Source organism: Streptomyces sp. NPDC059010 (assembly GCF_042740355.1).
Lineage (GTDB): Bacteria > Actinomycetota > Actinomycetes > Streptomycetales > Streptomycetaceae > Streptomyces.
In genome coordinates this window covers 147,401-173,916 of the sequence record NZ_JBHYJA010000019.1, presented here as the reverse complement: position 1 = coordinate 173,916, position 26,516 = coordinate 147,401, and the positions used below count along the sequence as shown (strand labels likewise).

Annotated in this window: 21 protein-coding genes; 9 read left to right on the top strand and 12 right to left on the bottom strand. The window is 69.3% G+C overall.

Annotated elements, in window-relative coordinates; all coding sequences use genetic code 11:
• Positions 1-832 precede the first annotated feature (832 nt).
• From ACFWYS_RS22400 to ACFWYS_RS22385, 4 genes are all read left to right on the top strand, one after another.
• On the top strand, positions 833-1,606 hold the full coding sequence (locus tag ACFWYS_RS22400) for an isoprenyl transferase (protein WP_384771625.1): 774 nt from the start codon (positions 833-835) through the stop codon (positions 1,604-1,606).
• A gap of 354 nt (positions 1,607-1,960) precedes the next feature.
• The gene (locus ACFWYS_RS22395; protein WP_384771622.1) at positions 1,961-3,286 is read left to right on the top strand and encodes a PhoH family protein; all 1,326 of its coding nucleotides are present in this window, start codon (positions 1,961-1,963) and stop codon (positions 3,284-3,286) included.
• A 400-nt stretch (positions 3,287-3,686) separates the two neighbouring features.
• Positions 3,687-4,391 carry a transglycosylase SLT domain-containing protein gene (locus ACFWYS_RS22390; RefSeq protein WP_384771619.1) on the top strand — a complete coding sequence of 235 codons (705 nt, stop codon included), beginning with the start codon at positions 3,687-3,689 and terminating at the stop codon, positions 4,389-4,391.
• Positions 4,392-4,613: 222 nt separating this feature from the next.
• On the top strand, positions 4,614-6,005 hold the full coding sequence (locus tag ACFWYS_RS22385; protein ID WP_384771616.1) for an AI-2E family transporter: 1,392 nt from the start codon (positions 4,614-4,616) through the stop codon (positions 6,003-6,005).
• On the opposite strand, the gene ACFWYS_RS22380 is transcribed toward ACFWYS_RS22385, so the two are convergent.
• From ACFWYS_RS22380 to ACFWYS_RS22360, 5 genes are all read right to left on the bottom strand, one after another.
• Positions 5,973-6,425, bottom strand: coding sequence for a hypothetical protein (locus ACFWYS_RS22380; RefSeq protein WP_384771613.1), 453 nt, complete (start codon positions 6,423-6,425; stop codon positions 5,973-5,975). The two genes, ACFWYS_RS22385 and ACFWYS_RS22380, sit on opposite strands and share 33 nt — an antisense overlap.
• Positions 6,426-6,497: 72 nt before the next feature.
• On the bottom strand, positions 6,498-10,511 hold the full coding sequence (locus ACFWYS_RS22375; RefSeq protein ID WP_384771611.1) for a hypothetical protein: 4,014 nt from the start codon (positions 10,509-10,511) through the stop codon (positions 6,498-6,500).
• 185 nt (positions 10,512-10,696) lie between these two features.
• Positions 10,697-11,179 (bottom strand): hypothetical protein, encoded by a 483-nt coding sequence (locus ACFWYS_RS22370; protein WP_384771608.1) that lies wholly within the window; start codon positions 11,177-11,179, stop codon positions 10,697-10,699.
• A 386-nt stretch (positions 11,180-11,565) separates the two neighbouring features.
• Positions 11,566-12,108, bottom strand: coding sequence for an alkyl hydroperoxide reductase (locus tag ACFWYS_RS22365; protein WP_384771606.1), 543 nt, complete (start codon positions 12,106-12,108; stop codon positions 11,566-11,568).
• 5 nt (positions 12,109-12,113) lie between these two features.
• The gene (locus ACFWYS_RS22360) at positions 12,114-12,668 is read right to left on the bottom strand and encodes a peroxiredoxin (RefSeq protein WP_384771603.1); all 555 of its coding nucleotides are present in this window, start codon (positions 12,666-12,668) and stop codon (positions 12,114-12,116) included.
• A gap of 135 nt (positions 12,669-12,803) precedes the next feature.
• Here ACFWYS_RS22360 and ACFWYS_RS22355 point away from each other — a divergent pair, with 135 nt between their 5' ends.
• The 4 genes from ACFWYS_RS22355 (at position 12,804) to ACFWYS_RS22340 (ending at position 15,674) form a co-directional block, all read left to right on the top strand.
• A complete protein-coding gene (locus tag ACFWYS_RS22355; protein ID WP_384771601.1) occupies positions 12,804-13,751 on the top strand; it encodes a LysR substrate-binding domain-containing protein in 948 nt (315 codons plus the stop codon).
• A 154-nt stretch (positions 13,752-13,905) separates the two neighbouring features.
• The gene (locus ACFWYS_RS22350) at positions 13,906-14,751 is read left to right on the top strand and encodes a MarR family transcriptional regulator (RefSeq protein ID WP_384771598.1); all 846 of its coding nucleotides are present in this window, start codon (positions 13,906-13,908) and stop codon (positions 14,749-14,751) included.
• A gap of 91 nt (positions 14,752-14,842) precedes the next feature.
• Positions 14,843-15,241, top strand: a complete 399-nt coding sequence (locus ACFWYS_RS22345) for a roadblock/LC7 domain-containing protein (protein WP_384771595.1) — start codon at positions 14,843-14,845, stop codon at positions 15,239-15,241.
• 4 nt (positions 15,242-15,245) lie between these two features.
• Complete coding sequence (locus ACFWYS_RS22340; RefSeq protein ID WP_384771592.1) at positions 15,246-15,674, top strand: hypothetical protein; 429 nt, start codon at positions 15,246-15,248, stop codon at positions 15,672-15,674.
• Between the two features lie 76 nt (positions 15,675-15,750).
• On the opposite strand, the gene ACFWYS_RS22335 is transcribed toward ACFWYS_RS22340, so the two are convergent.
• The 5 genes from ACFWYS_RS22335 to ACFWYS_RS22315 form a co-directional block, all read right to left on the bottom strand.
• Positions 15,751-18,087, bottom strand: a complete 2,337-nt coding sequence (locus ACFWYS_RS22335; RefSeq protein WP_384771589.1) for an ABC transporter permease — start codon at positions 18,085-18,087, stop codon at positions 15,751-15,753.
• Positions 18,084-18,773 (bottom strand): ABC transporter ATP-binding protein, encoded by a 690-nt coding sequence (locus ACFWYS_RS22330; protein WP_384771586.1) that lies wholly within the window; start codon positions 18,771-18,773, stop codon positions 18,084-18,086. Before ACFWYS_RS22330 ends, ACFWYS_RS22335 begins: the two co-directional genes overlap by 4 nt.
• Positions 18,770-19,294 (bottom strand): PadR family transcriptional regulator, encoded by a 525-nt coding sequence (locus ACFWYS_RS22325; RefSeq protein WP_234766647.1) that lies wholly within the window; start codon positions 19,292-19,294, stop codon positions 18,770-18,772. Before ACFWYS_RS22325 ends, ACFWYS_RS22330 begins: the two co-directional genes overlap by 4 nt.
• A gap of 116 nt (positions 19,295-19,410) precedes the next feature.
• The gene (locus tag ACFWYS_RS22320; RefSeq protein WP_384771583.1) at positions 19,411-19,656 is read right to left on the bottom strand and encodes a hypothetical protein; all 246 of its coding nucleotides are present in this window, start codon (positions 19,654-19,656) and stop codon (positions 19,411-19,413) included.
• Positions 19,653-20,609, bottom strand: coding sequence for an SPFH domain-containing protein (locus ACFWYS_RS22315; RefSeq protein ID WP_384771580.1), 957 nt, complete (start codon positions 20,607-20,609; stop codon positions 19,653-19,655). Before ACFWYS_RS22315 ends, ACFWYS_RS22320 begins: the two co-directional genes overlap by 4 nt.
• Before the next feature lie 237 nt (positions 20,610-20,846).
• Between ACFWYS_RS22315 and ACFWYS_RS22310 the strand changes: the two genes are divergently transcribed.
• Complete coding sequence (locus tag ACFWYS_RS22310; protein WP_384771577.1) at positions 20,847-23,258, top strand: transglycosylase domain-containing protein; 2,412 nt, start codon at positions 20,847-20,849, stop codon at positions 23,256-23,258.
• Positions 23,259-23,367: 109 nt separating this feature from the next.
• On the opposite strand, the gene ACFWYS_RS22305 is transcribed toward ACFWYS_RS22310, so the two are convergent.
• On the bottom strand, positions 23,368-25,506 hold the full coding sequence (locus ACFWYS_RS22305) for a SpoIIE family protein phosphatase (protein ID WP_384771574.1): 2,139 nt from the start codon (positions 25,504-25,506) through the stop codon (positions 23,368-23,370).
• Between the two features lie 277 nt (positions 25,507-25,783).
• Positions 25,784-26,479, bottom strand: coding sequence for a DUF402 domain-containing protein (locus ACFWYS_RS22300; RefSeq protein WP_384771571.1), 696 nt, complete (start codon positions 26,477-26,479; stop codon positions 25,784-25,786).
• Positions 26,480-26,516 lie beyond the last annotated feature (37 nt).

The window sequence follows — 26,516 nt, the reverse complement described above, 5'->3', positions numbered from 1 at the left end:
ACCCAATTTTATCCTATTGTGTGCGCGGCGCCACGCTCCCCCCACCCCCACCACTATAATTGCGCCCGAAATAATTGCGTCTAAACACGGGGGGGGGGCCCCCCCCCCCCCGCGGAGGGGGCTGCGCGGTGCCGTGCGCCTGTTTGCGCCCCTGCTGGACGCGCATCACGTCGAACCCGCGTCCGACCCGCGAAGTCATGTGCGGCGTCAAGCGGGCGTTCGCGGTCGGGGTCACCCGGGGGAGGGAAGCGCGGACAAGTCGCCGCGCAGGGCTCAAGGCGCGCCAAATCCTCCGGATCCCGCCGCATCCCACCCGTTTCCCCAGGGAATCCACGTCGGCGGGGCCATGATTGCGCCACGCGGGGGCCCGCTCATGGCCACCGGCCCGTCGCCGAGTGATTTCGGAGAGTAGTTGTGGCACGCCGATGCGCGCAGCATCACTTACGAAGGGTTATGGTGGAAACCCCCCCTCGGGCCGGTCCGTCTCCCCCCCACGGACCGGCCCGTTTTTTTGTGCCCCGATCCGCGGCCGGTCTTCGCCCACGGATCGGAGCCCCTCCGCATCAGGGCCCGCCGTCCCGCCACCCCCTACGGCCACCCACCCCCGTATGCCCGCCCCACCCCCGCGCCCCGGCGCCGCCGCAGCCGCATGCCCGACACCCGTTGGCGGGGCCAGGGCGCGACAGGGGTAGGCTTCGCCTCCGGGGACCGCCATACGGACAGGGACCGCCCTCGACCGCGCCGCGACCATCGCCGCGCACCGTTCATCGCGACCACCGCGACCGCGCCGGGGCCGCGCCTGTCCGATCCGTACGGAGGGGCTGACAATCTCGTGAACCTGCGCGACAAGCTGCGTGGCCTGCTGGTCAGGCTGTACGCACGCCGGGTGGAGGGCCACCTGGACCACGCTCAGGTGCCCAAGCACATCGGCGTCATCATGGACGGCAACCGGCGCTGGGCGAAGGCCTCGGGTTCCACCACCGTGCACGGGCACCGGGCCGGCGCCGAGAAGATCGAGGAGTTCCTCGGCTGGTGCACCGAGACGGACGTCGAGGTGGTCACCCTCTGGCTGCTGTCGACGGACAACTTCGACCGGCCGCAGGACGAACTCGGTCCGCTGCTCGGGATCATCGAGGACGTCGTCCGCTCCCTGGCCGCCGACGGCCGCTGGCGGGTGCACCACGTCGGCACGCCCGACCTGCTGCCCCCCGGGATGCAGACCACCCTCAAGGAGGCCGAGGAGACCACCGCGCACGTCGACGGGATACTGGTCAACGTCGCGATCGGCTACGGCGGCCGCCAGGAGATCGCCGACGCCGTGCGCTCGATGATCGTCGACGCCCATGACAAGGGCACCTCGATGGAGGACCTCGCCGAGTCCGTCAGTGTCGACCTGATCGGCCGCCACCTCTACACCGGTGACCAGCCCGATCCCGACCTCGTGATCCGCACCAGCGGCGAGCAGCGGCTGTCCGGATTCATGCTCTGGCAGACGGCCCACTCCGAGTACTACTTCTGCGAGGTCTTCTGGCCGGCCTTCCGCAAGGTCGACTTCCTCAGGGCCCTGCGCGACTACGCGGCCCGGCACCGGCGTTACGGCGGCTGAGCCTTCTTTCGGCCAGCTGACCGCCGTATTTCGGCGAGGCAAAAGTCACCCTCATTGGGACAGAAGTAACAAGGAGTTCACCGGGGCGCCGTCATATGCGCTGGCATGGCAGCGCATGTTCGAGGGCATAAGCCAAGCAGGTCGACACCCGAACCACGGGTGTCGTATCTCAGTGGGCGGCGCCGGAGCCGTCCGCCCGGGAGGCCCTTTGCACCAGCTCGACCGTGCGGTCACGGCACGGAAGAAGCAGTGGAGGGCCGGTTTTCGGCCCGTGCCAGGCGTGCAGGGCGGCCGACGACCGGTCCAGCTCCACTCCGTCGCTCCCCGACCTCATCCGAGGGGGTACGTCCTTCCGTGGTGACCAGCACAAAGCGCCACAAGCCAGACCGGCGCACCTACGTTCTCGACACCAGCGTCCTGCTGGCCGACCCGAACGCCCTGAACCGCTTCGACGAGCACGAGGTCGTGCTCCCCATCGTCGTGGTGACGGAACTGGAGGCCAAACGGCACCATCCCGAACTCGGCTACTTCGCCCGGCAGGCGCTGCGTCTGCTCGACGAGTTCCGGGTGCGGCATGGCCGTCTCGATGCCCCCATTCCGATCGGGGAACTCGGCGGGACCGTCCGTGTCGAGCTCAACCACTCGGACCCCAGCGTGCTGCCCAGCGGCTACCGCCTGGGGGACAACGACTCCCGCATCCTCGCGGTCGCCCGCAATCTGCAGGCCGAGGGACTCGACGTCACCGTCGTGTCGAAGGACCTCCCGCTCAGGATCAAGGCCTCGTCCGTCGGCCTCCTCGCCGAGGAGTACCGCGCCGAGCTCGCCATCACGGACTCCTCCGGCTGGACCGGAATGTCCGAACTGACCCTGGCGGGTGAACAGGTGGACATCCTCTTCGAGGAAGGCCATGTCTACGTCCCCGAGGTCGCCGACCTGCCCGTGCACACCGGACTGACGATCCACTCCGAGCGCGGCAACGCGCTGGGCCGGGTCACGCCCGAGGGCAATGTCCGGGTGGTGCGCGGCGATCGGGAGGCGTTCGGCATCAAGGGACGCAGCGCCGAGCAGCGGATCGCGCTCGACCTGCTGCTCGACCCGGACGTCGGGATCGTGTCCATGGGCGGCCGGGCCGGCACCGGCAAGTCGGCGCTGGCGCTGTGCGCGGGTCTGGAGGCGGTGCTTGAGCGCCGTCAGCACCAGAAGGTGATGGTCTTCCGGCCGCTGTACGCGGTGGGCGGGCAGGAGCTCGGCTATCTGCCCGGCAGCGAGGCCGAGAAGATGAGCCCCTGGGCGCAGGCCGTCTTCGACACCCTGTCCGCGGTCACCAGCCGCGAGGTCATCGAAGAGGTCACCGCGCGCGGAATGCTGGAGGTACTGCCCCTCACCCATATCCGCGGACGCTCGCTGCACGACGCGTTCGTGATCGTGGACGAGGCGCAGTCGCTGGAACGGAATGTGCTTCTTACCGTTCTGTCCCGAATCGGTGCCAATTCACGGGTGATCCTCACTCATGACGTGGCCCAGCGGGACAATCTGCGGGTCGGGCGCTACGACGGTGTCGTCGCCGTCGTGGAGAAACTGAAGGGACATCCGCTCTTCGCCCACGTCACGCTGACGAGGTCCGAGAGGTCCCAGATCGCGGCGCTTGTGACCGAAATGCTGGAGGACGGGCAGATCTGACCCAAGTGCTCAACTTGCGGTAGCTACTGGTTGGTTGGCGCCGTTCGGAAAGGCTGAGAGCCTATCCGGGCGGCGCCTCGGCGTGTGCGACTTTCCGGAAAACCTCTGGGACAAACGAGGTGTGAGCTTTCACACGCAACACGGAATTGCCTTGCGGCGTCCGGGTGCGGCAGAGTCTCACTCCTGTCAGGCCCCGCATACGACACACCTGTACCCCCAGCGGTACGGAACCACAGCAGCACCACAACCAACTGCATAGCGCCGTCGTATGCCGCCCGAGTCACCACGCGGCGCTCCCTTCACAGGAGTTGCCCACCGGGTCCGTGCCTCCCGTGACCCCGCAGTTGGGAGGCCAGAGCCAGGGGCACGATTGCGTCCGCCAGGGTCACCGAAGCGGACGATGCTGGAAGGAAACCGTGTGAGTCCGATTTCGGTCAGGGGATTCGCAGTGGCCTCTGCCACCGCGGTCACCGCTGTCGGAAGCGTCGTCGGCGTTGCCTCGGGCAGCACCGCGCAGAACAACGACGCCGAGGCGACGGCTGCCGATTCGACGCTTCTCGCGGACATACCCGCGGGCCAGCAGGCCCAGGTGCAGACCGAGTCCCTGACGGCACAGGCCAATGTCCAGGCCATCGCCGCGGACGCGAGCGCCAAGAAGGACGCCGAGGAAGCGGCCCGTAAGGCAGCCGCCCAGACGGCGATCGACAAGCAGAAGGCCGCCGAGAAGGCGGCGAAGGAAGCCAAGGAGCGCGAAGAGGCCGAGACGAAGGCCTCCCGGTCCTCCTCCGCCGACTTCCCGATCCAGAGCTCGTACACCGTCGCGCAGATCCAGGCGATGGCACGCCAGATGGTGCCGGCGGACCAGTTCCAGTGCTTCAGCAACATCGTGGACCACGAGTCCAGCTGGAACTACCAGGCCGTCAACGCCTCGTCGGGTGCCTACGGTCTCTTCCAGGCCCTGCCCGCCGGTAAGTACTCGTCCGCCGGCTCCGACTGGCAGACGAACCCGGCCACCCAGATCAAGTGGGGCCTCAACTACATGAACGACCGGTACCACAGCCCCTGCGGGGCCTGGTCGTTCTGGCAGGCCAACCACTGGTACTAGACGCCCCGCTGGTACAGCCGCGGTACGTCGCTGCTTGTCTGCCGCGCCGTTGTGGCTGGTCGCGCAGTTCCCCGCGCCCCTTAGGGTGCTTCTCAACCCTGCATTGCCCCTCACCGTCCTTTGGTGAGGGGCTTTCGCTCTGCTTCGTGCCGTGCCATGTACGGTCGGACGTGGCGACTCCAGGGGGGAGTGGTGAGGAGAGACGGGGGAAGAGGACGGATCATGTCGCGAGTGCCAGGGTGGCTCGGTCGGCTCGGCGCCGGACTGACCGAGATGAGTGAGCGGTTGGACGAGCGTCGCGCCGAGGTGGAGCGGGAGAGCGCCGAGTTCCGGCCGGAACGGCGGCCCGCCACCGCCGTCGCGCCCGAGCCGCCGGCCGCCGACACCCCACCGCCGCCCGCCGACCACGTCCCACGTCCCCCCGACTACGCCCCCGCGGCTCCGCCTCCCCGCCCCGACCCCGCGCAGGTCGTCCCGTGGGGCGTACGGGTCGCGGCGGAGGCCGGCTGGCGGCTGCTGGTACTGGCCGGCACGGTCTGGGTGCTGATGCGGGTCATCAGCGCCGTACAACTCGTCGTGCTGGCGTTCGTCATCGCCCTGCTCCTCACCGCGCTGATGCAGCCGTCGGTGGCGTGGCTGATGCGGCGACGGGTGCCGCGCGGGCTCGCCACCGCCCTGACCGCGATCCTCGGGTTCGTCGTCATCGGGCTGATGGGCTGGTTCGTGACCTGGCAGGTCATGGAGAACATCGACAACCTCTCCGACCAGATCCAGGACGGCATCGACGAGCTGCGCAACTGGCTGCTCAACAGCCCGTTCCACGTCACCGACAAGCAGATCAACGAGATCGCCGAGAACCTCCGGGAGGCGATCGGCGCCAACACCGACGAGATCACCTCGGCCGGCCTGGAAGGCGTCACGGTCGTCGTCGAGGCGCTCACCGGCATCCTGCTGGCGGTCTTCTCGACGCTGTTCCTGCTCTACGACGGCAAGCGGATCTGGGAGTGGACGCTGAAGCTCGTGCCGGCCGCGGCCCGCCCGGGCGTCGCCGGCGCCGGCCCGCGCGCGTGGGCGACCCTCACGGCGTATGTGCGCGGCACGGTCCTCGTCGCCCTGATCGACGCCGTCTTCATCGGCATCGGCATCTACTTCCTCGACGTCCCGATGGCCGTCCCGCTGGCCGTCTTCATCTTCCTGTTCTCCTTCATCCCGCTCGTCGGAGCGGTGGCCTCCGGCGCCCTCGCCGTGGTCGTGGCGCTGGTGACGCAGGGCATCTTCACGGCGGTCATGACCCTCGTGGTCGTCCTCGCGGTCCAGCAGATCGAGGGCCATGTCCTGCAGCCGTTCATCCTGGGCCGCGCGGTGCGCGTGCACCCGCTCGCGGTGGTCCTCACGGTGGCGGCCGGCGCCATGGTGGCCGGAATCGGCGGCGCGGTGGTGGCCGTACCACTGGTCGCGGTGACGAACACGGTGGTGGGGTATCTGCGCCAGTACTCCCAGGAAGCGGCGCAGGAAACGGCCGAGGACAAGGCCGCGCCGCAGGCCGAAGCCACCGTGCACAGCGCCGCGGCCGGCGCGTCCTCAGTGGTAGAGGACGATGAGAGAGGCGAGTAGCAGAACGCCTGAAGCCGTGACTCCCGGGATCCGGTAGCGGCTCCAAGCGGCGAGCGCGAGGGAGCCGGCCCAGGCCGCGCCCGCGAGGGGGACGGCCCACCAGCCTGCCGCCGACTGCGCGGCGGCCAGAGGGAGCGGCGCGAGCAGGAAGGTCGGGGGGATGACGGCGAGCCGTGGCCTGATGCCCAGCCGCTTGTAGACGACGGTCAGGACGATCACGGCGATCGTCATGGTGAGGGGGATGGCTGACACACCCCTCCAGGTGACGCAGATGCTGGCGGTGGTCGCGCATGCCCGGTCGTCGTACTGCCTGACCCACGACAGGTAGGTTCCGGCGCCGGTGGCCAGAACCGCGCCCGTGGCGGCCGCGCCCGACACGCGGGGCAGCACGGGCCGTGGTTCCGTGCGGGGGGTGTTCATGCCTGCAGCCTTCCCTGAACGATGGCCGGGGGCCTGAGTACGGATACTCAGGCCCCCGGGATCAGCTATGTGTCACATGCCCCGAAGCGTCTGCTCCAGGTTGTCGGCGTAGAGGCGAGCCCCCGCGATCTTGGGGTGGAAGGACTGCATGGACGCATTCGGGAACTCCTCGTCCGCCTTCTCCCGCCCGTTCTCCACGATGGCGTTGATGGTCTCCGGACTGCCGCAGGCCGCCTTGCCGTCGAACCGGTCCCGTGGGTCGGAGAAGACCACCCACGATCCGGCGTCCTGGGTGGCACCCTTCATCTCGGTCGCGAGATTGTCGGCCAGCGAGCGTACCCAGTCGTTCTCGACGGTTTCGTACGCACCGGGAAGACAGCTGTGGTCCTTCTCGATCAGGCGCGGGTAGCCCATGAGGACGACCTTCGCCTTCGGGGCCAGGCCGTGAATGGCGTTGAGCGTCTTGACGATCTGCGGGCGCACGGCGTCGTGCAGCCACTTCGGCGCCCAGTCCTTCAGGTCACCGGTCGTGCCGGGCTTCGTGTCTCCGGTTGCGGGATCGCGGTTGTCCAGCTCCGTGTACGGGCACGTGGACAGCTGCGGGTCGGCCAGGTCGACGCACTTCTTCATGATGTCGCTGAAGCGGGCGTCGTTGCCGCCGATGCTGAGCGTCACCAGGGTGGTGTTCTGGTCCAGGTACCCGGTGTCGAGCTGTGCCACCTCGCCGGACTGGCCGTCCTTCAGCATATCGAAGGTGCGCGCTCCGGAGCAGGCCACGAAGTGGTAGTCCATCTGCGGGTCAAGGCTGTCGGCCATGGCCCCGATGGAGCTGGAGTACCCCGGAAGCGTCGCCTGCCTCGACCAGGCGAGCTTGGAGCGGTGGCACTTGTCGATTGCGTTCTTGTTCTGCTTGTCGTTGTGGTCGGTCTCCTCGTACAGGTCCTTGCCGTTCTCCCCGGTCGCCCCTTCACCCGAGGAGTAGGAATCCCCCATCGCGACGACGGAGTTGGCCGGCTTGCCCGAAAGAGGCTGGAAGGCGACCGCGTCCCAGGCGATGTCCTCGTCCGCGGTTCCGACCTTGGTCGTGTTCGACAGCTCGACCTTCGGGGTGCCGGTGAAGTGGAACGCGCCCAGGCTGACCCATCCGCCCGCGCGCTGGAGCACGACCCGCTGGGAGTGGAGGCTGTCCGAGCCCAGCACGTTGTACCTGGCCTGCCGGGTCTGGGCGCCGGTGTCGGGAAGGTGCACCAGAACGCGCGCCCAGTTGAGGCTCTGGCCGAGGGTCCAGGTGCCCTTGATGGTCATGTAGCCGTTGTCGCCACCGTAGTGGTCGGCGTCGCGGGTGTGGGTCCACCAGTAGTGGCCGCCGTAGCCGCCGCCCACCGAGTGCAGGTCGGCCTTCGCTTGGTAACGGCCTTCCGTGCCGGGGTTGAACGAGAACTGGAAACTTCCTGCGGACGAGGTCGTCGCGCAGCCGCTCTGGTCACTCCAGGTCGGCGTTCCGTTCGGGAGGGAGGCGACGACCTTGGAACCGGCCGGAGCGCCGGAGCACACCGGCGTACCGTTCTGCAGGCGGGTGCCGCGTCCCGGCTCCGACACCAGCGACTGGTACTTGATGTTCTCGAAGCCGCAGGTGCTGGCGCAGTCGTCCTTCCAGGTCACGTTGGGCTGGTTCCACCAGTACTTCGCGTAGCACTCGGCGTCCGGGCAGTCCGGCGGGGTGTTCGGATTGCAGTTGTTCTTGGAGTTGCAGAACGCGTCGAGCGGCGGGGCGACGTGCACCCGGTTGTATCGCGCGCTGCCTTCGTACATGTAGGGCTGGTCCGTCCCGTTCCAGTAGGCGGGACGGAAGCCGGCCGAGGAGAAGCCGGACTCGCCGGGCCAGTCCTGCCTGCCGGAGGTGGCGTAGGAGAAGCCGGTGTCGATGGACCAGGCGGCCCAGCCCATCACCTTCAACTCGTACGGCCAGTCCTGCGGATGCGCGGCGTCCTTGACGGCGAACGGGTCGACGTCGGTGTTCATGAACGGATGGCCCCAGCCCTTGGCGTAGATGGGGTTGGCCGGGTTGTTGTACCAGCCCAGACCCCAGTGCCCGTCGTGCTTCGAGGCCTCCGACGGAGGGTTGAAGCCGAGGTTGTAGTTCCACACGGCGGTGAACCAGTTCTCGACCTTGGACGGATCGTCGTTGTTGACGGTGATCTTCTGGCCGGCCTTGTGGACCTCGTTCCACTTGTCGGCGAGGATCTTCATGGAGGCGGCGATGTTCGACGCGTAGTCGACCGCGACCAGCTTCTGCAGGGCCGGGTCGAGCAACTTCTCCTTGTGCCCGCTGGCGTCCACCTTCTCGTGACCGGCCAGCCGCATGCCGTCGGTCACCTGGCCGACGCCGTAGCCGCAGTCGGACTTGTCCCAGTTGATCTGCCAGTAGGCGGCCGGGTCGTTGGGGTCGGCCTTGTGGCCGTAGTAGCCGTCCACGGCGGCCAGCGGGTTGCCCATCTGGCCGGGGACCGACCCGCCCTCGGCCTGCCACAGGTTGGACTCCTGGGCCATGATGCCGAGGAGCACGTTGGCGGGGATCCTGGCCTTGGCGTCGCCCGTCAGCGTCGGCGGCGGGAACAGGCCCTGCGGGTCGATGGTGCCCAGGCCGGCCTGGGAGCGGTATCCGCCCTGCCGGATGTAGTTGGAGCGCAGGTTGCCCCGCACGGCCATGTCGACGGCCCATTCGACCTGATTCGAGGTCGGCTGCAGCGCCTGCACCTTGACGTCGTTGCGGGACACGGCGCACCAGCGGTCGTCGTCGGTCGGGGGGCTCACGGTCAGGCCCGCCTTCGAGGAGGCGCCCTTCGACCGGTGCGTCCCGGCGGCCTTGGGGAGGACCGGGGAGGAATTGTTCCCCGAGCTGTCGCCGGCCGCCTGCTGCACGCTCTGCGCCAGCTTGGTCCCGGTGGTGGTGGCGATGCTGGTGACCGTCACCGGCTTGTCGCCGTCGTCGGCGGGCGTCGCCGTCTGCGAGGCGGGTTCCCCGGACTTCGTGAAGCCCTTGCCCGCGCCCTTGATGTGCGCCAGGCCGGCGTGCACACCAGGCGTGAGGACCGGCTCGATCGCGAGACGGCCGTGCGAGGACACATCGGTGCCGGCCGGGGCGTTGAGGCGCGTGACGCCGGTTCCCGCGGTGGCGAGGGAGCCCTTGGGGTGGCCGGTGAGGAAGACCCTGCCCGCCTCGCCCTGCACGAGGGCGAGGTCGCCGAGCTTGGCCGAGGCGAGGGTCTTCGGCTTGCCGCTGCCGGTGAACAGCTTGGCGTGCGCCGCGGAGTCGCCCTTGCGGACGACGAAGCCGATCGTGCCGTCGGCGGCGGGCCGGATGTCGAACGGGGCACCGTCCGCGTCCGCGAGGTTCTCCACCTTGCCGGAGCGGTCGAGGTGGACGAGGCGGCTGCCGAGCGCGGCCACCGTGCCGTCCTTGACCGGAACCGCGCTGGTGATCTCGCCCTTCGCGGCGGCCGTACCCGAGGTCCTGCCGTCCACGCCCACGGTGATGACGCGAGTCCGCGTCGCCGTGGGATCGTTCATGTCCCGGAAGGCGGTGAACGCAGCTGTGTGCGTGGTGGTGTTGCAGGACGGGTCGAAGTAGGCCAACGACCCGTTGAACGGCAGCTTCTTCACATGGCCGGTCGTCAGATCGACGATGGCGGTGAAGGCGCCGCCCTGCATCAGGTCGGGCTTGTTCGTGAAACTGCGCGGTGCGTAGACGACGGCCGCGTGATCGTGGTCCATCAGGCACTGGTTGCCGATCCACGAATCCGCGGGCATGCCCGGCTCCGACAGGACGGCGGCGGTCCTCCACGTGTACGCCTTGCCGCTGTCGGCGACGAGGATGCGCAGACCGTTCGCATCAGCGGCGGCGGTGACCGCACGGTCGGGACTGGTCTTCCAGCCCTTGCCGAGCTTCTTGTCCGGATCCTTCACCTGGCCGGAAGGCGCCGGCGGTGTGGCGGGGCGGGTGGAGGGGTGAGGGTTCGGTGCGGCGACGGCGGGCGCGGCCTGGAGCAGACCGCCGGTCAGAGCGGCGCAGGCCACTACTGCCACAAGCGGCGCGCGCGTTCGTCTTTTGAGACTCAAGGAAGTCTTCCCCGTGTTCGGTTGGGTGTGCGGGCACGCGGAACTGGAGTGTGCGGGCACGCGGAACTGGAGTGTGCGGGCACGCGGAATTGGCAGGACTCCACGCCGTGAGATGACATGGAGTCCTGGGATTACGGCTCTTTCGGCGCTGCCTAGTTGCAGTTCGTCGAGTCCGTCTTGCGGTCGACGATGTACACGCTGTCGCTCGTGGAGTTCTTCATCAACGCGGTGACCGTGCCGCAACCGCCGCGGGCGCGGTAGACGGGCCCCGCGTACTGGCTGAAGACGCCCGAGTCACTGTCACAGCCGTCCGCGGTCCAGTTCGAGCAGAGCTTGATCTTCATCCACTTCGCGCTGCCCAGATTGTTGTCGAGGATGGCGCACGTGGGTGCGTTGTTGCTCCCGGGGTTGTCTCCCTTGACGTAGACGAAGAGAGTCGCGAAGCGCCTTGAGTCGGGCAGTTGCTCTGCCTTGTAGAGCTTGTATCCGGTGCCGCAGACGTTCCCGGCACGGGCGACGGAGCGGGGCTTGGCCGCCGCGATCGCCTTCGTGTTCTTGTCGGCCTTGGCCGAAACGCCGGCAACGGGCTGGTCGGCTGCGGCGACCTGCGGAGTGGTCAGACCGAGTATGGCCACGGTGGCCCCGGCTGCGGCAAGTGCGGTTCTCGCGGAAATGCGGCTGCGCACGGACATGAGATCCCCCAGAAAAAGCATTCATCCGCCCCCCGGGAACCCTGGTCAAGTGGCAGGGGTGGCTGGATGTAACGGTAGTCACCGGGACCCAATCAGATCCCCTCTCCCACTGTCCAAGTGGGATTCTGCACGCAAACGGAACATATCGTTCCGTTGTGACTCCTTGCGTGCGGACCTTCCTTCAACAACGGGAAGAACCGGGCAATCTTCGACCGTCCGGTCACTCTTGGTCCCGATCCGGGCTGGGTCGAGTGGTGAATGTCATGGGACAGGACAACGGCCCCTGTCCACCGATGGGTGGGCAGGGGCCGTTGTCCTGTCGTGGCGGGTTACTCGGCCGGCTGGGCCAGCACCGCCTCCGCGTCGAGGGTGACGCCGACCGCCTGAATCACGGACGCGATCTTGAACGCCTCCTGTACGACCTCACGGTCCACGCCCGCCTTGCGCAGCACCTGCTCGTGCGAGTCGAGGCACAGCCCGCAGCCGTTGATGGCGGACACCGCGAAGGACCACAGCTCGAAGTCGACCTTGTCGACACCGGGGTTGCCGATGACGTTCATCCGCAGACCGGCGCGCAGGTTGCCGTACTCGTGGTCGGACAGCAGATGCCGGGTCCGGTAGAAGACGTTGTTCATCGCCATCACGGCGGCCGCGGACTTCGCCGCGGTGTACGCCTCGGGCGAGAGGTTCGCCTTCGCCTCCGGCGCCAGCTCGCGCAGCACGATCGGGGAGCGCGCGGCGATCGCGGTGGCGAGCACCGTGCCCCACAGCTGCTGCGCCGGGAGGTCCGAGTTGCCGATGACCGAGCCCAGGTTGAGCTTCAGGTCCTTGGCGTAGTCCGGTATACGGGACTTGAGGGAGTCGAGGGCCATGGGGGTCACTCTCCCGCGAGCAGCTTGACCGGGTCCAGGGTGTCCTCGCCCTTGCTCCAGTTGCACGGGCACAGCTCGTCCGTCTGCAGGGCGTCCAGGACCCGCAGGACCTCCTTGGGGTTACGGCCGACGGAGCCGGCGGTCACCATGGAGAACTGGATCTCGTTGTTCTGGTCGACGATGAACACGGCACGCTTGGCGAAGCCGTCCTCGCCCTCGATGCCGAGGTCGCGCATCAGCTCGTGCTTGGAGTCGGCCATCATCGGGAACGGCAGGTCGCGCAGGTCGTCGTGGTCCTTGCGCCAGGCGTGGTGCACGAACTCCGAGTCACCGGAGAAGCCGAGCACCTGCGCGTCACGGTCGGCGAACTCCTCGTTCAGCTTGCCGAAGGCCGCGATCTCGGTCGGGCAGACGAAGGTGAAGTCCTTCGGCCAGGCGAAGACGATCTTCCACTGACCCTCGTAGGTCTTGTGGTGGATCGTCTCGAACTCCTTGCCCTTCTCCAGCGAGACGCAGGCGGTCAGTTCGAACTCGGGGAACTTGTCACCGACAGTGAGCACACGCTCTCCTTGCAGCGAGGAGACACCCGATCGGTACAGGTGTCTCCCATGGGTTGGACCTTACCGATCCTGGCACAGGCTGCATTGATACGAGAAATAGCTACACTCTGGCCGGTTGATCGGAGAGTGCTATCAGTGACCGTGAGTAAGAGGAGGCAGCCCAGCCTCGCCCAGCTGCGGGCCTTCGCGGCCGTCGCCGAGCACCTTCATTTCCGGGACGCGGCAGCCGCGATCGGCATGAGCCAGCCCGCCCTGTCCGGTGCCGTCTCCGCCCTGGAGGAGTCACTCGGAGTGACACTGCTGGAGCGGACCACTCGCAGGGTGCTGCTGTCGCCCGCCGGTGAGCGGCTGGCCGTACGGGCGAAGGCGGTGCTGGCGGAGGTCGGGGCGCTGATGGAGGAGGCGGAGGCGGTCCGGGCACCGTTCACCGGGGCGCTGCGGCTCGGCGTCATCCCGACGGTGGCACCGTATCTGCTGCCGACGGTGCTGCGGCTGGTCCACGGCCGGTATCCGCACCTCGACCTCCAGGTGCACGAGGAGCAGACCGCCAGCCTCGTCGAGGGGCTCACCTCCGGCCGCCTGGACCTGCTGCTGCTCGCCGTGCCGCTGGGCGTGCCCGGGGTCGCCGAACTGCCGCTCTTCGACGAGGACTTCGTGCTGGTGACCCCGCTGGACCACGCCCTCGGCGGCCGGGAGGGCATCTCGCGCGAGGTCCTCAAGGAGCTCAACCTGCTGCTTCTCGACGAGGGGCACTGTCTGCGCGACCAGGCCCTCGACATCTGCCGGGAGGCCGGCCGGGCGGACGCCCCGGTCACCACCACGGCCGCCGGGCTGTCCACCCTGGTGCAGCTCGTCGCCGGGGGCCTCGGTGTCACCCTGCTGCCGCGCACCGCCGTCAAGGTCGAGGCCACCCGCAGCAACCAGCTGCTGACCGGCTACTTCGCCGACCCGGCGCCCACCCGCCGCATCGCCCTCGCCATGCGCACGGGGGCCGCACGCGGTGGGGAGTACGAGGAGTTGGCGGAAGCCCTGCGCGAGGCCCTGCGGCCGTTGCCCGTATCCGTGTGCCAATCGGTCAAATGAGCGCCGAACACAGTTCTTTGCGCCGCCCGGAAACTCAACTTCCGTCAACTAGCGACAGCTGGGACATCCCCCTCCGGAATATGCGCCACGGCTGATACACATTCCCCCCACAGCGCTATGCGTCAGGCGTGTGTGCGAAACGGCGAGGGGTGTGATGTCGGGCTACGAACACCTGACACGGGCCCTGTCCGCATGCGGGCGTGACGGCTTCACCGGGGAGCTGAGGGTCAGCGGGACACCGGGCGGCACCTTCCACCTCGGCGGCGGACGGGTGGTCGCGGCCGAGTCCCCCGGCGCTCCGGGCCCCGAGGCGCTGCTGCTGCGCTCCGGGCGGGTCAGCGGCGAGCAGTGGGCCGAGCTGGTGCGGGAGTCCGGGGGCGCGCGCTGGCCGGTGACGGCGCTCATCGCGCGCGGGTACGCGGGGGCCGCCCAGCTCCGGGTCGTCTGCGCGATGGCGTTGCACGACGCCGCGTTCGCGATCGCCGCCGGACGGGTGGACGACTGTGAACGCGTCCCCACCGTCCAGCCGTTCGCGCAGGTCCCCGTGGGTGAACCGCCGCTCAGCCTGATGCAGGGCTCGGCCCGCAGGCTCGCCGCCCTCGTGGCGCTGCCCCACCCCGTCCACCCCGACCGGGAACGGCCCGTGCCCGCACCCGCGCCCGCCGTCCCGGATGCCGAACTCACCGTCCTGCGGCGCGAGCTGCTCGCCAACGCCGACGGCCGGCGTACGGCCCGGGACCTCGCCTTCCGGGTCGGGCGCGGTGTCTACACCGTGACGGTCGAGGTGGCGCGGATGCTCGGCGACGGGCTCCTGGTCTGCGTCGAGTCGCCCACGCCGATCCCGGTCCGCCCGCTCCCGGACGGCCGGGCACTGCGGCCCCGGAGAGCGGCTCCCGCCGAGATCCCGGACCGCCCACCGCACCCGCCCGCGCCACAGACCGCGCTGCCCCGCCGTAAACCCGGCAGCTTCTTCCGGCTGTGGAACGGAATTCCGAAATGAGCCGCCATATTGAGCCAGCCATATCGTGCCAGCCGCATTGAGCCGGCCGATCAGATGTGAAGAGAAAAAAGGAAACAGGAGAGCCGAGTACATGGATCACAAAGCCCTGACCCTGGAAATGCGCGGTCTGCGCGAACAGGTCACCGGCATCACCGACACCGCGGTCGCCGCCTCCGACGGGCTGCTCATCGCCGCGGACACCGCCGACTCGATCGACCCGGAGGGCCTCGCCGCCCTCGCCGCGGCCGGCCTCGGTCTCGCCAGGCGCACCGCCGAGGCCACCTCCCGCGGCACCCTGCGGCGCACGGTGACGTACGGCAGCCACGGCTGTGCCGCCTTCTACGCCGTCGGCGACACCGCCCTCATGGTCGTGCTCGGCGACGAGGGCATGGACGTGGACCATCTGCACCGGGCGACCCAGTCGGCCCTGCGGCGCATCGACCTCATCCTCACCGACAAAGCAACCGACAAGGCACCAGAAGGAGTTTGAAGGGATGGCGACGAAGCGTATGACCTCAGGTTTCTCGGACCAGGTGATGGGCCTGGTCAAGCACCTTCGGACCGACGCCCCCGACTGCGTGGCCTCCGGGGTGGTCGACATGGCCACCGGAATGCTGCTGTCGTACGAGACCGTGGAGAACCATCCGCCGGAGGTCCTGGACCTGCTGGCGGGTGCGACGCTCGATCTGTTCCAGGGGCGTACGGTCGTGATGATCGAGGACGTCTTCAAGGAGCGCCGCGGGATCACCAGCGACACCCACTTCTTCCAGGAGATCCTGGTCAACAGCGAGAACCTCACGCACCTGTTCGTGCGGCTGAGCGAGCAGCAGGACATAGTGGCCGTCGTCGTCTGCCGCAAGTCGGTCAACGTGGGCATGCTGTTCGCCCAGGTCCGGCGGGTGATCCGGGAGTACAACCTCTGAGCTGAGCGCGAGTGGCGGTGGGGTTCCCCGACCTCCCCCGTCGGAACCCCACCGCCGCACTGCCGCGCCTGCCGTACTACTCCGTCCGCAGCCCGTCGGGCCGCATCAGCCGCATCAGCGGCGGCAGGCTGAACAGCGTCACCGCGAGGACGATGCCGGCGGCGACGCCGGTCATCGACAGCACGCTCGTCCAGTCCACGACGATCGGCGTGCTCGTCATCTTCAGCAGGACCGCGCCCAGCGTCATGCCCACCGCCGAGGCCAGCACCAGGCCCAGGGCGATCGGGATCGCCGTCTGCCACAGCACCGACAGGCTCAGCGTGCGGCGCCGGGTGCCGAAGGCGACCAGCGACGACAGCAGCTTCTTGCGGTCGCGCAGCTGCTCCAGCTGGGAGACAAGCAGGCTCGCGCCGATCAGTGCCATGACACAGACGGCTCCGACGAACAGGCCGGTACGGATGGTGCCGTAGCGGTTGGACGTACTGGTGGAGTACCAGGTCATGGGGTACGCCAGCGGGTCCACGGCCGCCGCCGTGGTCCGTACCCGGTCGTACACGTCCGGCACGGTGCCGTCGAGCTTGAAGTACGCCTGCCCGGTCAGCGCCGGTGCGTCCGCGGCGGGCAGCGCCTTCGGCGTGATGAGGAAGCCGCTGCGCTCCCGCCCGCTCATGTCCTCGCGTGACTTGGCCTCCTTCATGTTCCGCGGCACGGTCCAGAGGATCTCCTTCCGCTTCACCTCGCCGTCGTACACCGGGTCGAGGTACAGCTTCAGGCCGGGCTGCTTTCGCAGCTTCTGGGTGTACTCGTCGTCTCCGGGCTTCGTCACGTAGAAGATGTCGCCGTCCTGGCACGAGGGCAGCTTCGCCGCCTCGCGCAGCGCGGCGCAGTCGCCGACGGTCATCTCGGCGGACAACTCGGGTTCCACGGGCCGATCACCCAGGTACCCCTCGCCGTACGCGTAGACCTTCTGCACCCCCTTGGTCTCCCGGAACCTGGCCACCGCCTGGTCGAGCTGCACGTCGCTGGACATCGACACCTGCATCTGGGCCCGCTCGGTGTCGAACGCGCTGTCCTCGGTGTACTGGCTCTCCACTCCGGCGAACAGCATCTGCAGGGCGATCGCCCCGGCGACCGCCACGGCGACGCCGTTGACCATGCGGGCCGCCGTGCCGCTGCTCAACTGCAGTCTGCGGACGGCCAGTTGCCAGGCGACACCACCCGAGCCGAGCCGGGCGACAACCGCCTCGACGACCCAGGGCAGCAGAGTGGTCACGCCGATCAGCAGCAGGAGCACACCGCCGATGACCAGGTACTCGTTGAAGGTGCCGTTGTCGCGGCCCTGGCCGATCATCGGGTAGAGCATCGCGAGGCCGCCGATCGGCAGCAGCAGCCGCCACCACAGCCGGCGCCGCGAGGGCTTCGCCGTACGCACCACGCCGAGCGGCTCGATCACCACGCCGCGCATCGCGAACAGTGTCACCAGCACGGCCGCGGCCGGGACAGCGAGGCCGACCAGCAGGGCCAGTACGGGGGAGGGGTTGAGGTAGCTCGGGAACACGCTGACGTCGAACACCTCGACCGTGCCCGCGATCTGGCGGCCGATCAGGAAGAAGACCGTACCGAAGCCCAGCCCGAGCACCGCTCCGGCCAGGGCCTCGCCGGCCGCGATCCGCCGGGTCATCCAGCCGTCGGAGCCGACCAGCCGCAGCGCCGCGAGCCGCCGGTCACGCCGCTCGCCGCCGAACCGCACGGCCGCGGCGATGAAGACGGCGACGGGCATCAGCAGCACCACGAAGACGACGAGGACCAGCAGGAGCAGCACGGGGTCGGTCTGCTGCTCGCTCGGCTCCGGGTCCCCGAACTTGTCGATACGGGTCACCCGGCCGCCGTCGATGCGCGACGCGAGGTCGTCGCCGCCCCGGAAGAAGGCGAGTTCCTGCGAGCCGATCAGCCCGCTCTCGCCGATGGTCCCGACGACCCGCTCGGGCAGCCGCTCCCGCAGCAGCTTCGCGCCGTCCGACTCCAGCAGCCGCTTCAGCGCGGGGGAGGCGACCATCTCTCCCTCCGCCGGGAACTTCTCGACACCCGGCGGCAGCGGTGCCCGGGGGCCCTCGGGCTCCAGCGCCCGGCCCCGGATGTCCTTGTCGCGGAATTCGGTGTCGACGTTGGCCACGAGCAGGCTGGCATCCGACTGCTTGACGACCTCGCCGTTGTAGGTGAAGTCGGTGCGGGCCTCCTCCCGTTCGTGCCGGACGGACTGCATGCTCGGGAACGCGGTCGTCAGCAGCAGCAGCGCGACGCCGAGCCCGACTCCGACGGCCGTCAGCAGGGCCCGGACCCATCCCTCACGTCCGCCGGCGAAGGCGAACCGGACCCCCATGCCCAGATCCTTGGCCCACTGACCCATGCTCATACGGCCCGCTCCATGTCCCGGGACTTGCCGTCCCGTACGACGATCTCGCGGTCGGAGTAGGCGGCGACCCGGGCCTCGTGCGTGACCAGCACGACGGCGGCGTTGGTGGAGCGCGCGGCGTCCGTCAGCAGCTCCATCACGCGCTCGCCGTTGAGGGAGTCGAGCGCGCCGGTCGGCTCGTCGGCGAACAGCACGCGCGGGTTGGTGACCAGCGCGCGGGCGACGGCGACGCGCTGCCCCTGACCGCCGGAGACCTCGCCGGGGCGCTTCTTCCTGAGGTCGTCGACCTCCAGCCGCTCCATCCAGGTCAGGGCGGCCTTCTCGGCGTCCTTGCGGGAGGTCCCGTTCAGCCGCAGCGGAAGGGCGACGTTCTCGACGCAGGTCAGCTCCGGCACGAGCTGCCCGAACTGGAAGACGAACCCGAACTCGGATCGTCTCAGCGCACTGCGCTGGGCGTCGCTCATGGTGGCCAGCTCACGCCCGTTGTACGTGATGGACCCCGAGTCGGGCGGCACGATGCCGGCGAGGCAGTGCAGCAGCGTCGACTTGCCGGAGCCGGACGGCCCCATCACGGCGACGACCTCGCCGGGGTGGATGGAGAACTCGGCGCCGTCGAGGGCGACGGTCGGACCGTAGGCCTTGCGCAGCTCTTCGGCCGCGAGCAGGGAACCCGGAGGCGGAGTCACTTGACCACCACCTCGGCCAGCTTGTCGAGACGCGCGGCGGTGAGTTCCAGCCAGCGCAGGTCGGCCTCCAGATGGAACAGGGCGTGGTCGCAGATCAGCTGATCGGCGAGGTCCCCCTTGCGCTTGCGGTCGGTGAGGATCCGCATCATCCGCAGATGCTCGGCACGCTGGGTGTCGAGGATGTCGGCCGCGTCGCGCCGGGTGAGCAGGGCCAGGACGACCTTGGTGTACAGGGTCGACTGGAGATACGGCTCCGGCTTCTCGGGCGTCGCGAGCCACCGCTGCACGTCGGTGATCCCGGCGTCGGTGATCGCGTACCGCTTGCGCTCGGGCCCGCCGCCGGGCTCTATCCCGTCGACCTCGACGAGGCCGTTCTTCAGCAGGCGGGACATCGTCGAGTAGACCTGGCCGTAGTGCAGCGGCCGGTCGTGACCGAACTTCTCGTCGAAGGCCCGCTTGAGGTCGTAACCGTGGCGGGGGCCCGACTCCAGGAGCCCTAGAAGGGTGTGACCGATGGACATGGCCATGACTCTACACGGGGTGTATACGCCCCCTGTATACGCAGAGTGTGTAGACCAAGGCAGCCGGTGCGGATACCGGGTATCGGCCCAGGTGGGGGCCGATTGTCACGGTTCTGCTACTGGGATTCGGGCGGATTCACGGGAGGGCGCCCTCGGCGCGGAATCGGCTTGGCCTCACCCGGCAGCCGCCCCGCCTCCGCGAGGGCGCGGCGCAGCAGGAACTCGATCTGGGCGTTGGCGGACCGCAGTTCGTCCCCGGCCCAGCGCGCGAGCGCCTCGTACACGGACGGGTCGAGCCGCAGCAGCACCTGCTTGCGCTGCGGCCGACCCTGCGGGGCCGAGCCCCCGGACGGAACCGTCACTGGTAGAGCGTCCCGGTGTTGAGGACCGGCTGCGGGGACCTGTCGCCGCACAGCACCACCATCAGGTTCGACACCATCGCCGCCTTCCGTTCCTCGTCCAGCTCCACGATGTCCTGCTCGGAGATCCGCGCGAGCGCCGCCTCGACCATGCCCACCGCTCCGTCGACGATCTGCCGCCGGGCCGCGACGACCGCCCCGGCCTGCTGCCGCTGGAGCATCGCGGAGGCGATCTCGGGAGCGTACGCGAGATGCGTGAAGCGCGACTCGATGATCTGCACCCCGGCCGCCTCCACGCGCGCGTGCAGTTCGACGGCGAGCTTCTCGGTGATCTCCTCGGCGTTGCCGCGCAGGGAGAGGCCGCCCTCGTCATGGGCGTCGTAGGGGTACTCGATGGCGATGTGCCGCACGGCCGCCTCGGTCTGGGTGGAGACGAACTCCAGGAAGTCGTCCACCTCGAAGCTGGCCTGCGCGGTGTCCTCGACCCTCCATACGACGACCGCGGCGAGCTCGATCGGGTTGCCGTACGCGTCGTTGACCTTGAGGACGGCGGTCTCGTGGTTGCGGACCCGGGTCGAGATCTTCGTACGGGAGGTGAAGGGGTTCACCCAGCGCAGCCCGTCCTGCCGGATCGTCCCCCGGTACCGCCCGAAGAGCTGCACGACCCGCGCCTCGCCCGGCGCGACCATGTTCAGCCCGGACATCGCCAGCAGTGCGGCGACGGCGACCAGGACGCCGGTGATGATCAGCGCCGCCTTGGCGCCGGTGCCGGATATGGCGGTGGCGCCGACGACGAGTCCGCTGCCGAGCAGCAGCCCGAGCAGTCCGAGGAGCAGGGCGAACCCGCCGCCGATGCTGTGCGCCGTGAACTCGCGCACACGCGGGGCGGGCATGTCGGGTACGTCGGCGGTGACGGATGTGCCGTCGTTCCTGGCGTCGTTCTTGTCGTTCGGCATAGGTGGTTCCCCCGTTTCCTGTGGAGCCGCTGGTTGGCTTCGACTAGCGTCAGCCTATCCAAGTGATATCACTTTACCCTGCCAGAGCAACCCTACGCATGCCTGAGCCGTCGGTTCCGTTGGGACAGGTGCTGATTGTCACGTCCGTAAAAGACCGGATCGACCAGTCTTTGTCACAACTTCCGGTGTTAGCTTTCGGAGCTGACCTGAGAGAGCGAAGCGGAGCGGAACGGACCCATGGGACGAGCGGAAGAAAGACGAGCGCGGCAGCGTGGTGGCCGCCGCGCGGCGCCCCGGCGTTCCTCCGGGTCTCCGTCGAACACCGGGGCAGCCGAGTCGACCACCGTCATCGGCGCGCCGTCGGAGGCCGTCGGCGGCCGGGCCGCGGCCCGCCGGGCGGCCAAGGCCGGGAACAGGGGCGGCGGCAAGGTCGGTGACGGCAAGGGCCGAATACGCCGGCTCTTCACCTGGAAGAAGATCCTCGGCACGTTCCTCGGCGTGTGCCTGCTCGGCATCGGCTCCTTCATCGCGCTGTATCTCTACGTGGACATCCCGAAGGACAACGCCGCCGCCCAGGCCGCCCAACGCCAGAGCAACGTCTACAAGTTCAGCGACGGCTCGGTCCTGGCCCGTGACGGCGAGGTCAACCGCGAGATCGTGGACCTGTCCAAGGTGCCGAAGCCGGTGCAGGACACCTTTGTCGCGGCGGAGAACAAGAGCTTCTACCACGACAACGGCATCGACCTGAAGGGCACGGCCCGCGGTCTGCTCAACACCGTGATGGGCAAGGGCGCGCAGGGTGGTTCGACGATCACCCAGCAGTACGTCAAGAACTACTACCTCAGCCAGGAACAGACGGTCAGCCGCAAGCTCAGGGAGATGGTCATCTCCCTGAAGGTCGACCGCCAGATGTCCAAGGACGAGATCCTCGCGGGCTACATCAACACCAGCTACTACGGCCGCAACGCCTACGGCATCCAGGCCGCGGCCCAGGCCTACTACCGCGTCGACGCCGAGAAGCTCAGCGTCGCACAGGGCGCGTATCTCGCCGCGCTGCTCCAGGCGCCGAGCCAGTACGACTGGCAGGCCGCGTCCGACACCGGCAGGAAGCTGGTCACGGCCCGCTGGAACTACGTCCTGGACAACATGGTCGAGGAGGGCTGGCTGGCCAAGTCCGAACGCCAGGGCATGAAGTTCCCGACGCCGAGGGAGCCGAAGCCCACCGCCGGCAAGGAAGGCCAGAAGGGCTATCTGATCGAGCTGGCCAACCGTCAGCTGGAGGACCAGCTGATGAAGCAGCAGGGCCTCACACGCACCCAGGCCGAGGCCGCCGTCGTCGACCAGGGCTGGACCATCACCCTGAACATCGACAAGAAGAAGCAGGCCGCGCTGGAGAAGTCGGTCAAGGCCCAGCTCACCAGCAAGCTGGACAAGAAGAAGCGGCCGGTCGACGCGGACGTCCAGGCCGGCGCGGCCTCGGTCGACCCCAAGACGGGCAAGGTCGTCGCGCTGTACGGCGGCGTGGACTACTTCAAGCACTACTTGAGCAACGCGACCCGCCCGGACTACCAGCCCGCCTCCACGTTCAAGCCGGTGATCCTGGCCGCCGCCCTGGAGGAGAACGCCAAGACGCAGTCCGGCAAGCCGATCACCGCGAACACGATCTACGACGGCACCAGCAAGCGGCCGGCCGTGGACGACGGCAGGAAGGTCGGGTTCGCCCCCGAGAACGAGGACGACACGAACTACGGCGACATCACCGTCCAGCGGGCGATGAACGCGTCGGTCAACTCGGTCTTCGCCCAGATGGGCGTCGACGTCGGCATGAAGAACGTCATGGAGATGGCCGACAAGCTCGGCATGGACACCAGCCACGAGCAGGCCGTACCCGCCCAGACCCTGGGCTCCATGGGCGCGAGCCCGCTGCAGATGGCCGGGGTCTACGCCACCCTCGACAACCACGGCAAGAAGGTCACGCCGAGCATCGTCAAGGCAGCCGAGCACAACAGCCAGGCGGTCGAGATGCCGAACCCGATCGGCGAGCAGGTCATCAGCCCCGAGTCCGCCGACACGGTGACCTCGGTGCTGACCGGCGTGGTCGACGACGGTACGGCCCGCGAGTCGGTGCGCGGCAACCCGGCGCGCGACGGCCGGGTCGTCGCCGGCAAGACCGGTACCTCGGACGACAACAAGTCGGCCTGGTTCACGGGTTACACCCCCGACCTGGTGACATCGGTGGGGCTGTTCGGCGAGGACGACAAGGCTCCGCACGCGCAGGTCAAGATGTACGGCGCGGGCGGCCACGACCGGGTCAACGGCGGTGGCTACCCGGCGGAGATATGGGCGGCTTACATGTTCGGCGTGACGAAGACGGACGCCGAGTTCGACCTCGACACCGACCAGGGCGCGGCGGTCCAGCCGACCTGGACGCCGACTCCGACCCAGGAGCCGACGACCCAGGAGCCGACGGAGGAACCGACCACCCAGAAGCCGACGGAGACGCCGACGACCGAGGAGCCGACGGAGACGCCGACGACTCAGGAGCCGACGGACGAGCCGACCACCGAACCACCGACGGACGAGCCCACGACGGAACCACCGACGGGCGACATCACGCTGGACCCGGCCAGACCGGACAACGACCAGTAGTGCAGCGCCCTTGGGGGCGCGGGGCTGTATCGATGTGCGGCTCTGCCACGTGGGCGCGACGAGCCACGACGAACCCGCGGCCGGGATCGCGCAGTTCCCCCTACGGCGATCAGCCCCGGTTCAACTCGAACCAGACGACTTTCCCGGTGCTCAACCGAGTGGCCCCCCACCGCCGAGCAAGCCGATTGACGAGGTAAAGCCCCCGCCCACCCTCATCGGTCGCCCGGGCCTGCCGCAACCGCGGCAACTGCGGCACGTCGTCACCGACCTCGCACCGCAGCACATCGGTCCGCAACAACCGCAGGGTCACCGGCCGTGAGGCATACCGCACCGCGTTCGTCACGACCTCGCTGACCAGCAGCTCGACCGAGTCGGTGAGCTCCTCCATGCCCCAGCGGGACAGGGCACGGCGGGCCAGCCGGCGGGCGCGGCCGGGTGCCGCGTCCTCGGGCTCCAGGAACCAGTACGCCACGTCGCTGGGCGCGATCCCGTCGAAGCGCGCGGCGAGCAGCGCGATGTCGTCGTCCCGGTCGCCCGGCCCGAGCATGTCGAGCACCTCGTCGCACAGGGCCTCCAGCGGCGGCGGGTGGTCCGGGCCCGTGAGCTGTGCGGTGGCGGCGAGCTTCTCGCGGAGCTGCTCTATGCCGGTCCACACGTCGCGCAGCCGGGACTCGACCAGGCCGTCGGTGTAGAGGAGGAGGGTGGCGCCTGCCGGTGCGTCCAGTTCCACGGCCTCGAAGTCGACGCCGCCGACGCCGATCGGGGCACCGGCGGGGACCCGCAGTACCTCCGCGCGGCCGCCCAGGTGGAGCAGGACGGGCGGCGGATGACCGGCGTTGGCGATGGTGATGCGGTGCGATACCGGGTCGTAGACGGCGTAGAGGCAGGTCGCCATGCGGTCGGTGCCGAGCCGCTGGGCCTGTTCGTCGAGGTGATGCAGGACCTCCTGCGGGGGCAGGTCGAGCCCGGCGAGGGTCTGGGCCGTCGTCCGCAGCTGGCCCATGATCGCGGCCGACGTCATGGAGTGGCCCATCACGTCGCCGACGACCAGGGCGACCCGGCTGCCGGGCAGCGGGATCGCGTCGTACCAGTCGCCGCCCACCCGGGCCGTCTCGGCCGCCGGGAGGTAGCGGGAGGCCAGCCGTACGCCGGTCGGGCGGGGGAGGGTCTCGGGCAGCATGGTGCGCTGCAACTCGTCGGCGATGTACGCCTCACGGCCGTACAGCACCGCCTTGTCGATGCCCAGCGCGCTGTGTGTGGCCAGTTGGGCGGCGACCAGGAGGTCGTCGGGCTCGAAGGCGATGCGGTCGGGGCGGCGCAGGAAGACGGCGGCGCCGATCACCCGGCGTCGGCCGCGCAGCGGGGCGAGGATCGCGCGCTGGCCGTCGGGGATGATCAACTCGCCGTCGTCCCCGAGGAGTTCGGGCAGGGCGGCACGGGCGGCGGGTGCGTCGGCGAAGACCGGACGTACGCCGCGCAGTACCTCGGCGAGCGCGCCGCCGGGCCGTACCTCGCACAGCTCGGAGGTGAGGGCGGACAGTTCGGACAGCTCGCTCGGCTCCGGCTGGGCCTGCGCGGGCAGGAAGCCGCCGCCCTCGGTGTCGCGCTCCTCCGGGATGCGGTCGGTGCGGCGCAGCCGCAGCACGACGGGGCCGGTGGGCCGTTCGTCGCCGACCGGCAGCGGGTCGCGGAGATAGACGAGGATCGCGTCGGAGAAGGTCGGCACGGTCGCCCGGCACAGCCCCATCACGATCTCGTCCAGGTCTATGCCGCGGGCGATCCGCCGGGTGGCGGCGCCCACGAAGCGCAGCCGGTCGCCGTCCCGCCGCATGGGCGTGGGCCGGCCGGACTGCACGCCCTGTCCGGTGCGCCGCTCGCCCGAGCCCGCCGGCTGCTCGGCGCCGGGCTGCGGCGGGATGGCCTCCGGAACGGGCCGCGGCCGGTGTGCGTCGGGCTCGGCGACGGAGGGCTGTGAGTGCTCGGGGCCGTTGCCGACGATGTCTGGGGGCTCCTTGCTCGGGCCGGACGGCGTGGTGGTGCCCGGCGTGGAAGGGGTCTCTCCGGCGCGTGCCTGCGCGGGTAAGGCGGTGCCCCCGCGCGTGTCACCGCCGGTGGTCTGAGGTGGCGTGGAGTGCGTCGTCGACGGTGTCGAGGTACGCACAAGCGCCCCGCGGGGCTCCGCGGGGTCGACGCCCGTCTCGGGGCGTTCGAAGGAGGTCGGCTGCTCCGTCACGCCTTTCGAATCCATCCGTCCGGGGCTGCGCGCCACGCGTGCAGTTCGTCCCGCCGAAACTCCGATACCCGGAATGCGTGCCCCAGGAACGGAATTCCCGCGGGGCCAGCGGCAGTTCCTGTGCCGCCGGCCGGCCGTCTGGCCGTACCGGCATCGCCCTGGTAACCCTCGCTCACGTCCTGCCGCCCCTCGGTGACGATCGGTCAAGCCCGGCGCGCCCTGCGGTAGTTGCCCGTGCGCGCCCTTGCGGAGGACGATCCTACGTTTGTTGCCCTGGGGCGCATCAAGGGTCTCACGACGACTGGTGCGCGGGTGTGCGATCCCAGTCCTCCGGCAAAGAAGGTACAGCCCAGGAGGGATCCGGGCGCCAGTGCGGCCAGCCGTCCGAGAACGGCGGCCCCCAGGCGCGGATCACCTCCACCGCGTCGCGCCCCGCCTTCCGCACCCGTGCGGCCAGCCGCTCGTCGATCAGCCCGTCCCGCTGGGCCTGCGCGAACTCGTCCTCGTCCCGCCAGTGCCAACTGCGGTCCGGGTGCACGGAGATGTCGAGGAAGTGGTCCTCGGAGTCCACTCCGCCCGCCCAACGGGCCAGCGGTTCCTCCAGGTTCACGTACCAGTTCTTGAACTGCCATCCGGGCTCCCAGAACAGCCACACCGACCACGGCTCACCGGGCCGCGCGAGCTTGAGCACCCCGGTCCCGAACCAGTGGTCGCGCTGGACGGAACGCGGCTTGGTGTACCGCGTCTCAAGGGGTTCCAGGTGCACGGACGTTCCGTCGGCGAGCACCGGCTTCACGCACTCCGTCCCCGGAGCCAGCCATACGGCGAGGATCTCGTCGTCGTCCCGGACCACGGTGACGGGACGCGCGATGTGGAAGCGACGGCCGGCGTTCTCCCGGTACCGCCACAGGATCTGTGTCCCGGGCGCCCAGAAGCCCGTCGACCCGCCCGCTTCCACGTCCCTCGTCACCGCTCCACCGTCTGCCATGAACAGATATTAGGTGCCACAGGCATACGACGCTGCG

Coding starts and splice junctions, on each gene's coding strand:
- ACFWYS_RS22300 (WP_384771571.1), bottom strand. CDS start 26,479: ATGGCAGACGGTGGAGCGGTGACGAGGGACGTGGAAGCGGGCGGGTCG.
- ACFWYS_RS22305 (WP_384771574.1), bottom strand. CDS start 25,506: ATGGATTCGAAAGGCGTGACGGAGCAGCCGACCTCCTTCGAACGCCCC.
- ACFWYS_RS22315 (WP_384771580.1), bottom strand. CDS start 20,609: ATGCCGAACGACAAGAACGACGCCAGGAACGACGGCACATCCGTCACC.
- ACFWYS_RS22365 (WP_384771606.1), bottom strand. CDS start 12,108: ATGGCCCTCGACTCCCTCAAGTCCCGTATACCGGACTACGCCAAGGAC.
- ACFWYS_RS22385 (WP_384771616.1), top strand. CDS start 4,614: ATGTCGCGAGTGCCAGGGTGGCTCGGTCGGCTCGGCGCCGGACTGACC.
- ACFWYS_RS22335 (WP_384771589.1), bottom strand. CDS start 18,087: ATGAGCATGGGTCAGTGGGCCAAGGATCTGGGCATGGGGGTCCGGTTC.
- ACFWYS_RS22390 (WP_384771619.1), top strand. CDS start 3,687: ATGCTGGAAGGAAACCGTGTGAGTCCGATTTCGGTCAGGGGATTCGCA.
- ACFWYS_RS22340 (WP_384771592.1), top strand. CDS start 15,246: ATGGCGACGAAGCGTATGACCTCAGGTTTCTCGGACCAGGTGATGGGC.
- ACFWYS_RS22345 (WP_384771595.1), top strand. CDS start 14,843: ATGGATCACAAAGCCCTGACCCTGGAAATGCGCGGTCTGCGCGAACAG.
- ACFWYS_RS22325 (WP_234766647.1), bottom strand. CDS start 19,294: ATGTCCATCGGTCACACCCTTCTAGGGCTCCTGGAGTCGGGCCCCCGC.
- ACFWYS_RS22350 (WP_384771598.1), top strand. CDS start 13,906: ATGTCGGGCTACGAACACCTGACACGGGCCCTGTCCGCATGCGGGCGT.
- ACFWYS_RS22310 (WP_384771577.1), top strand. CDS start 20,847: ATGGGACGAGCGGAAGAAAGACGAGCGCGGCAGCGTGGTGGCCGCCGC.
- ACFWYS_RS22380 (WP_384771613.1), bottom strand. CDS start 6,425: ATGAACACCCCCCGCACGGAACCACGGCCCGTGCTGCCCCGCGTGTCG.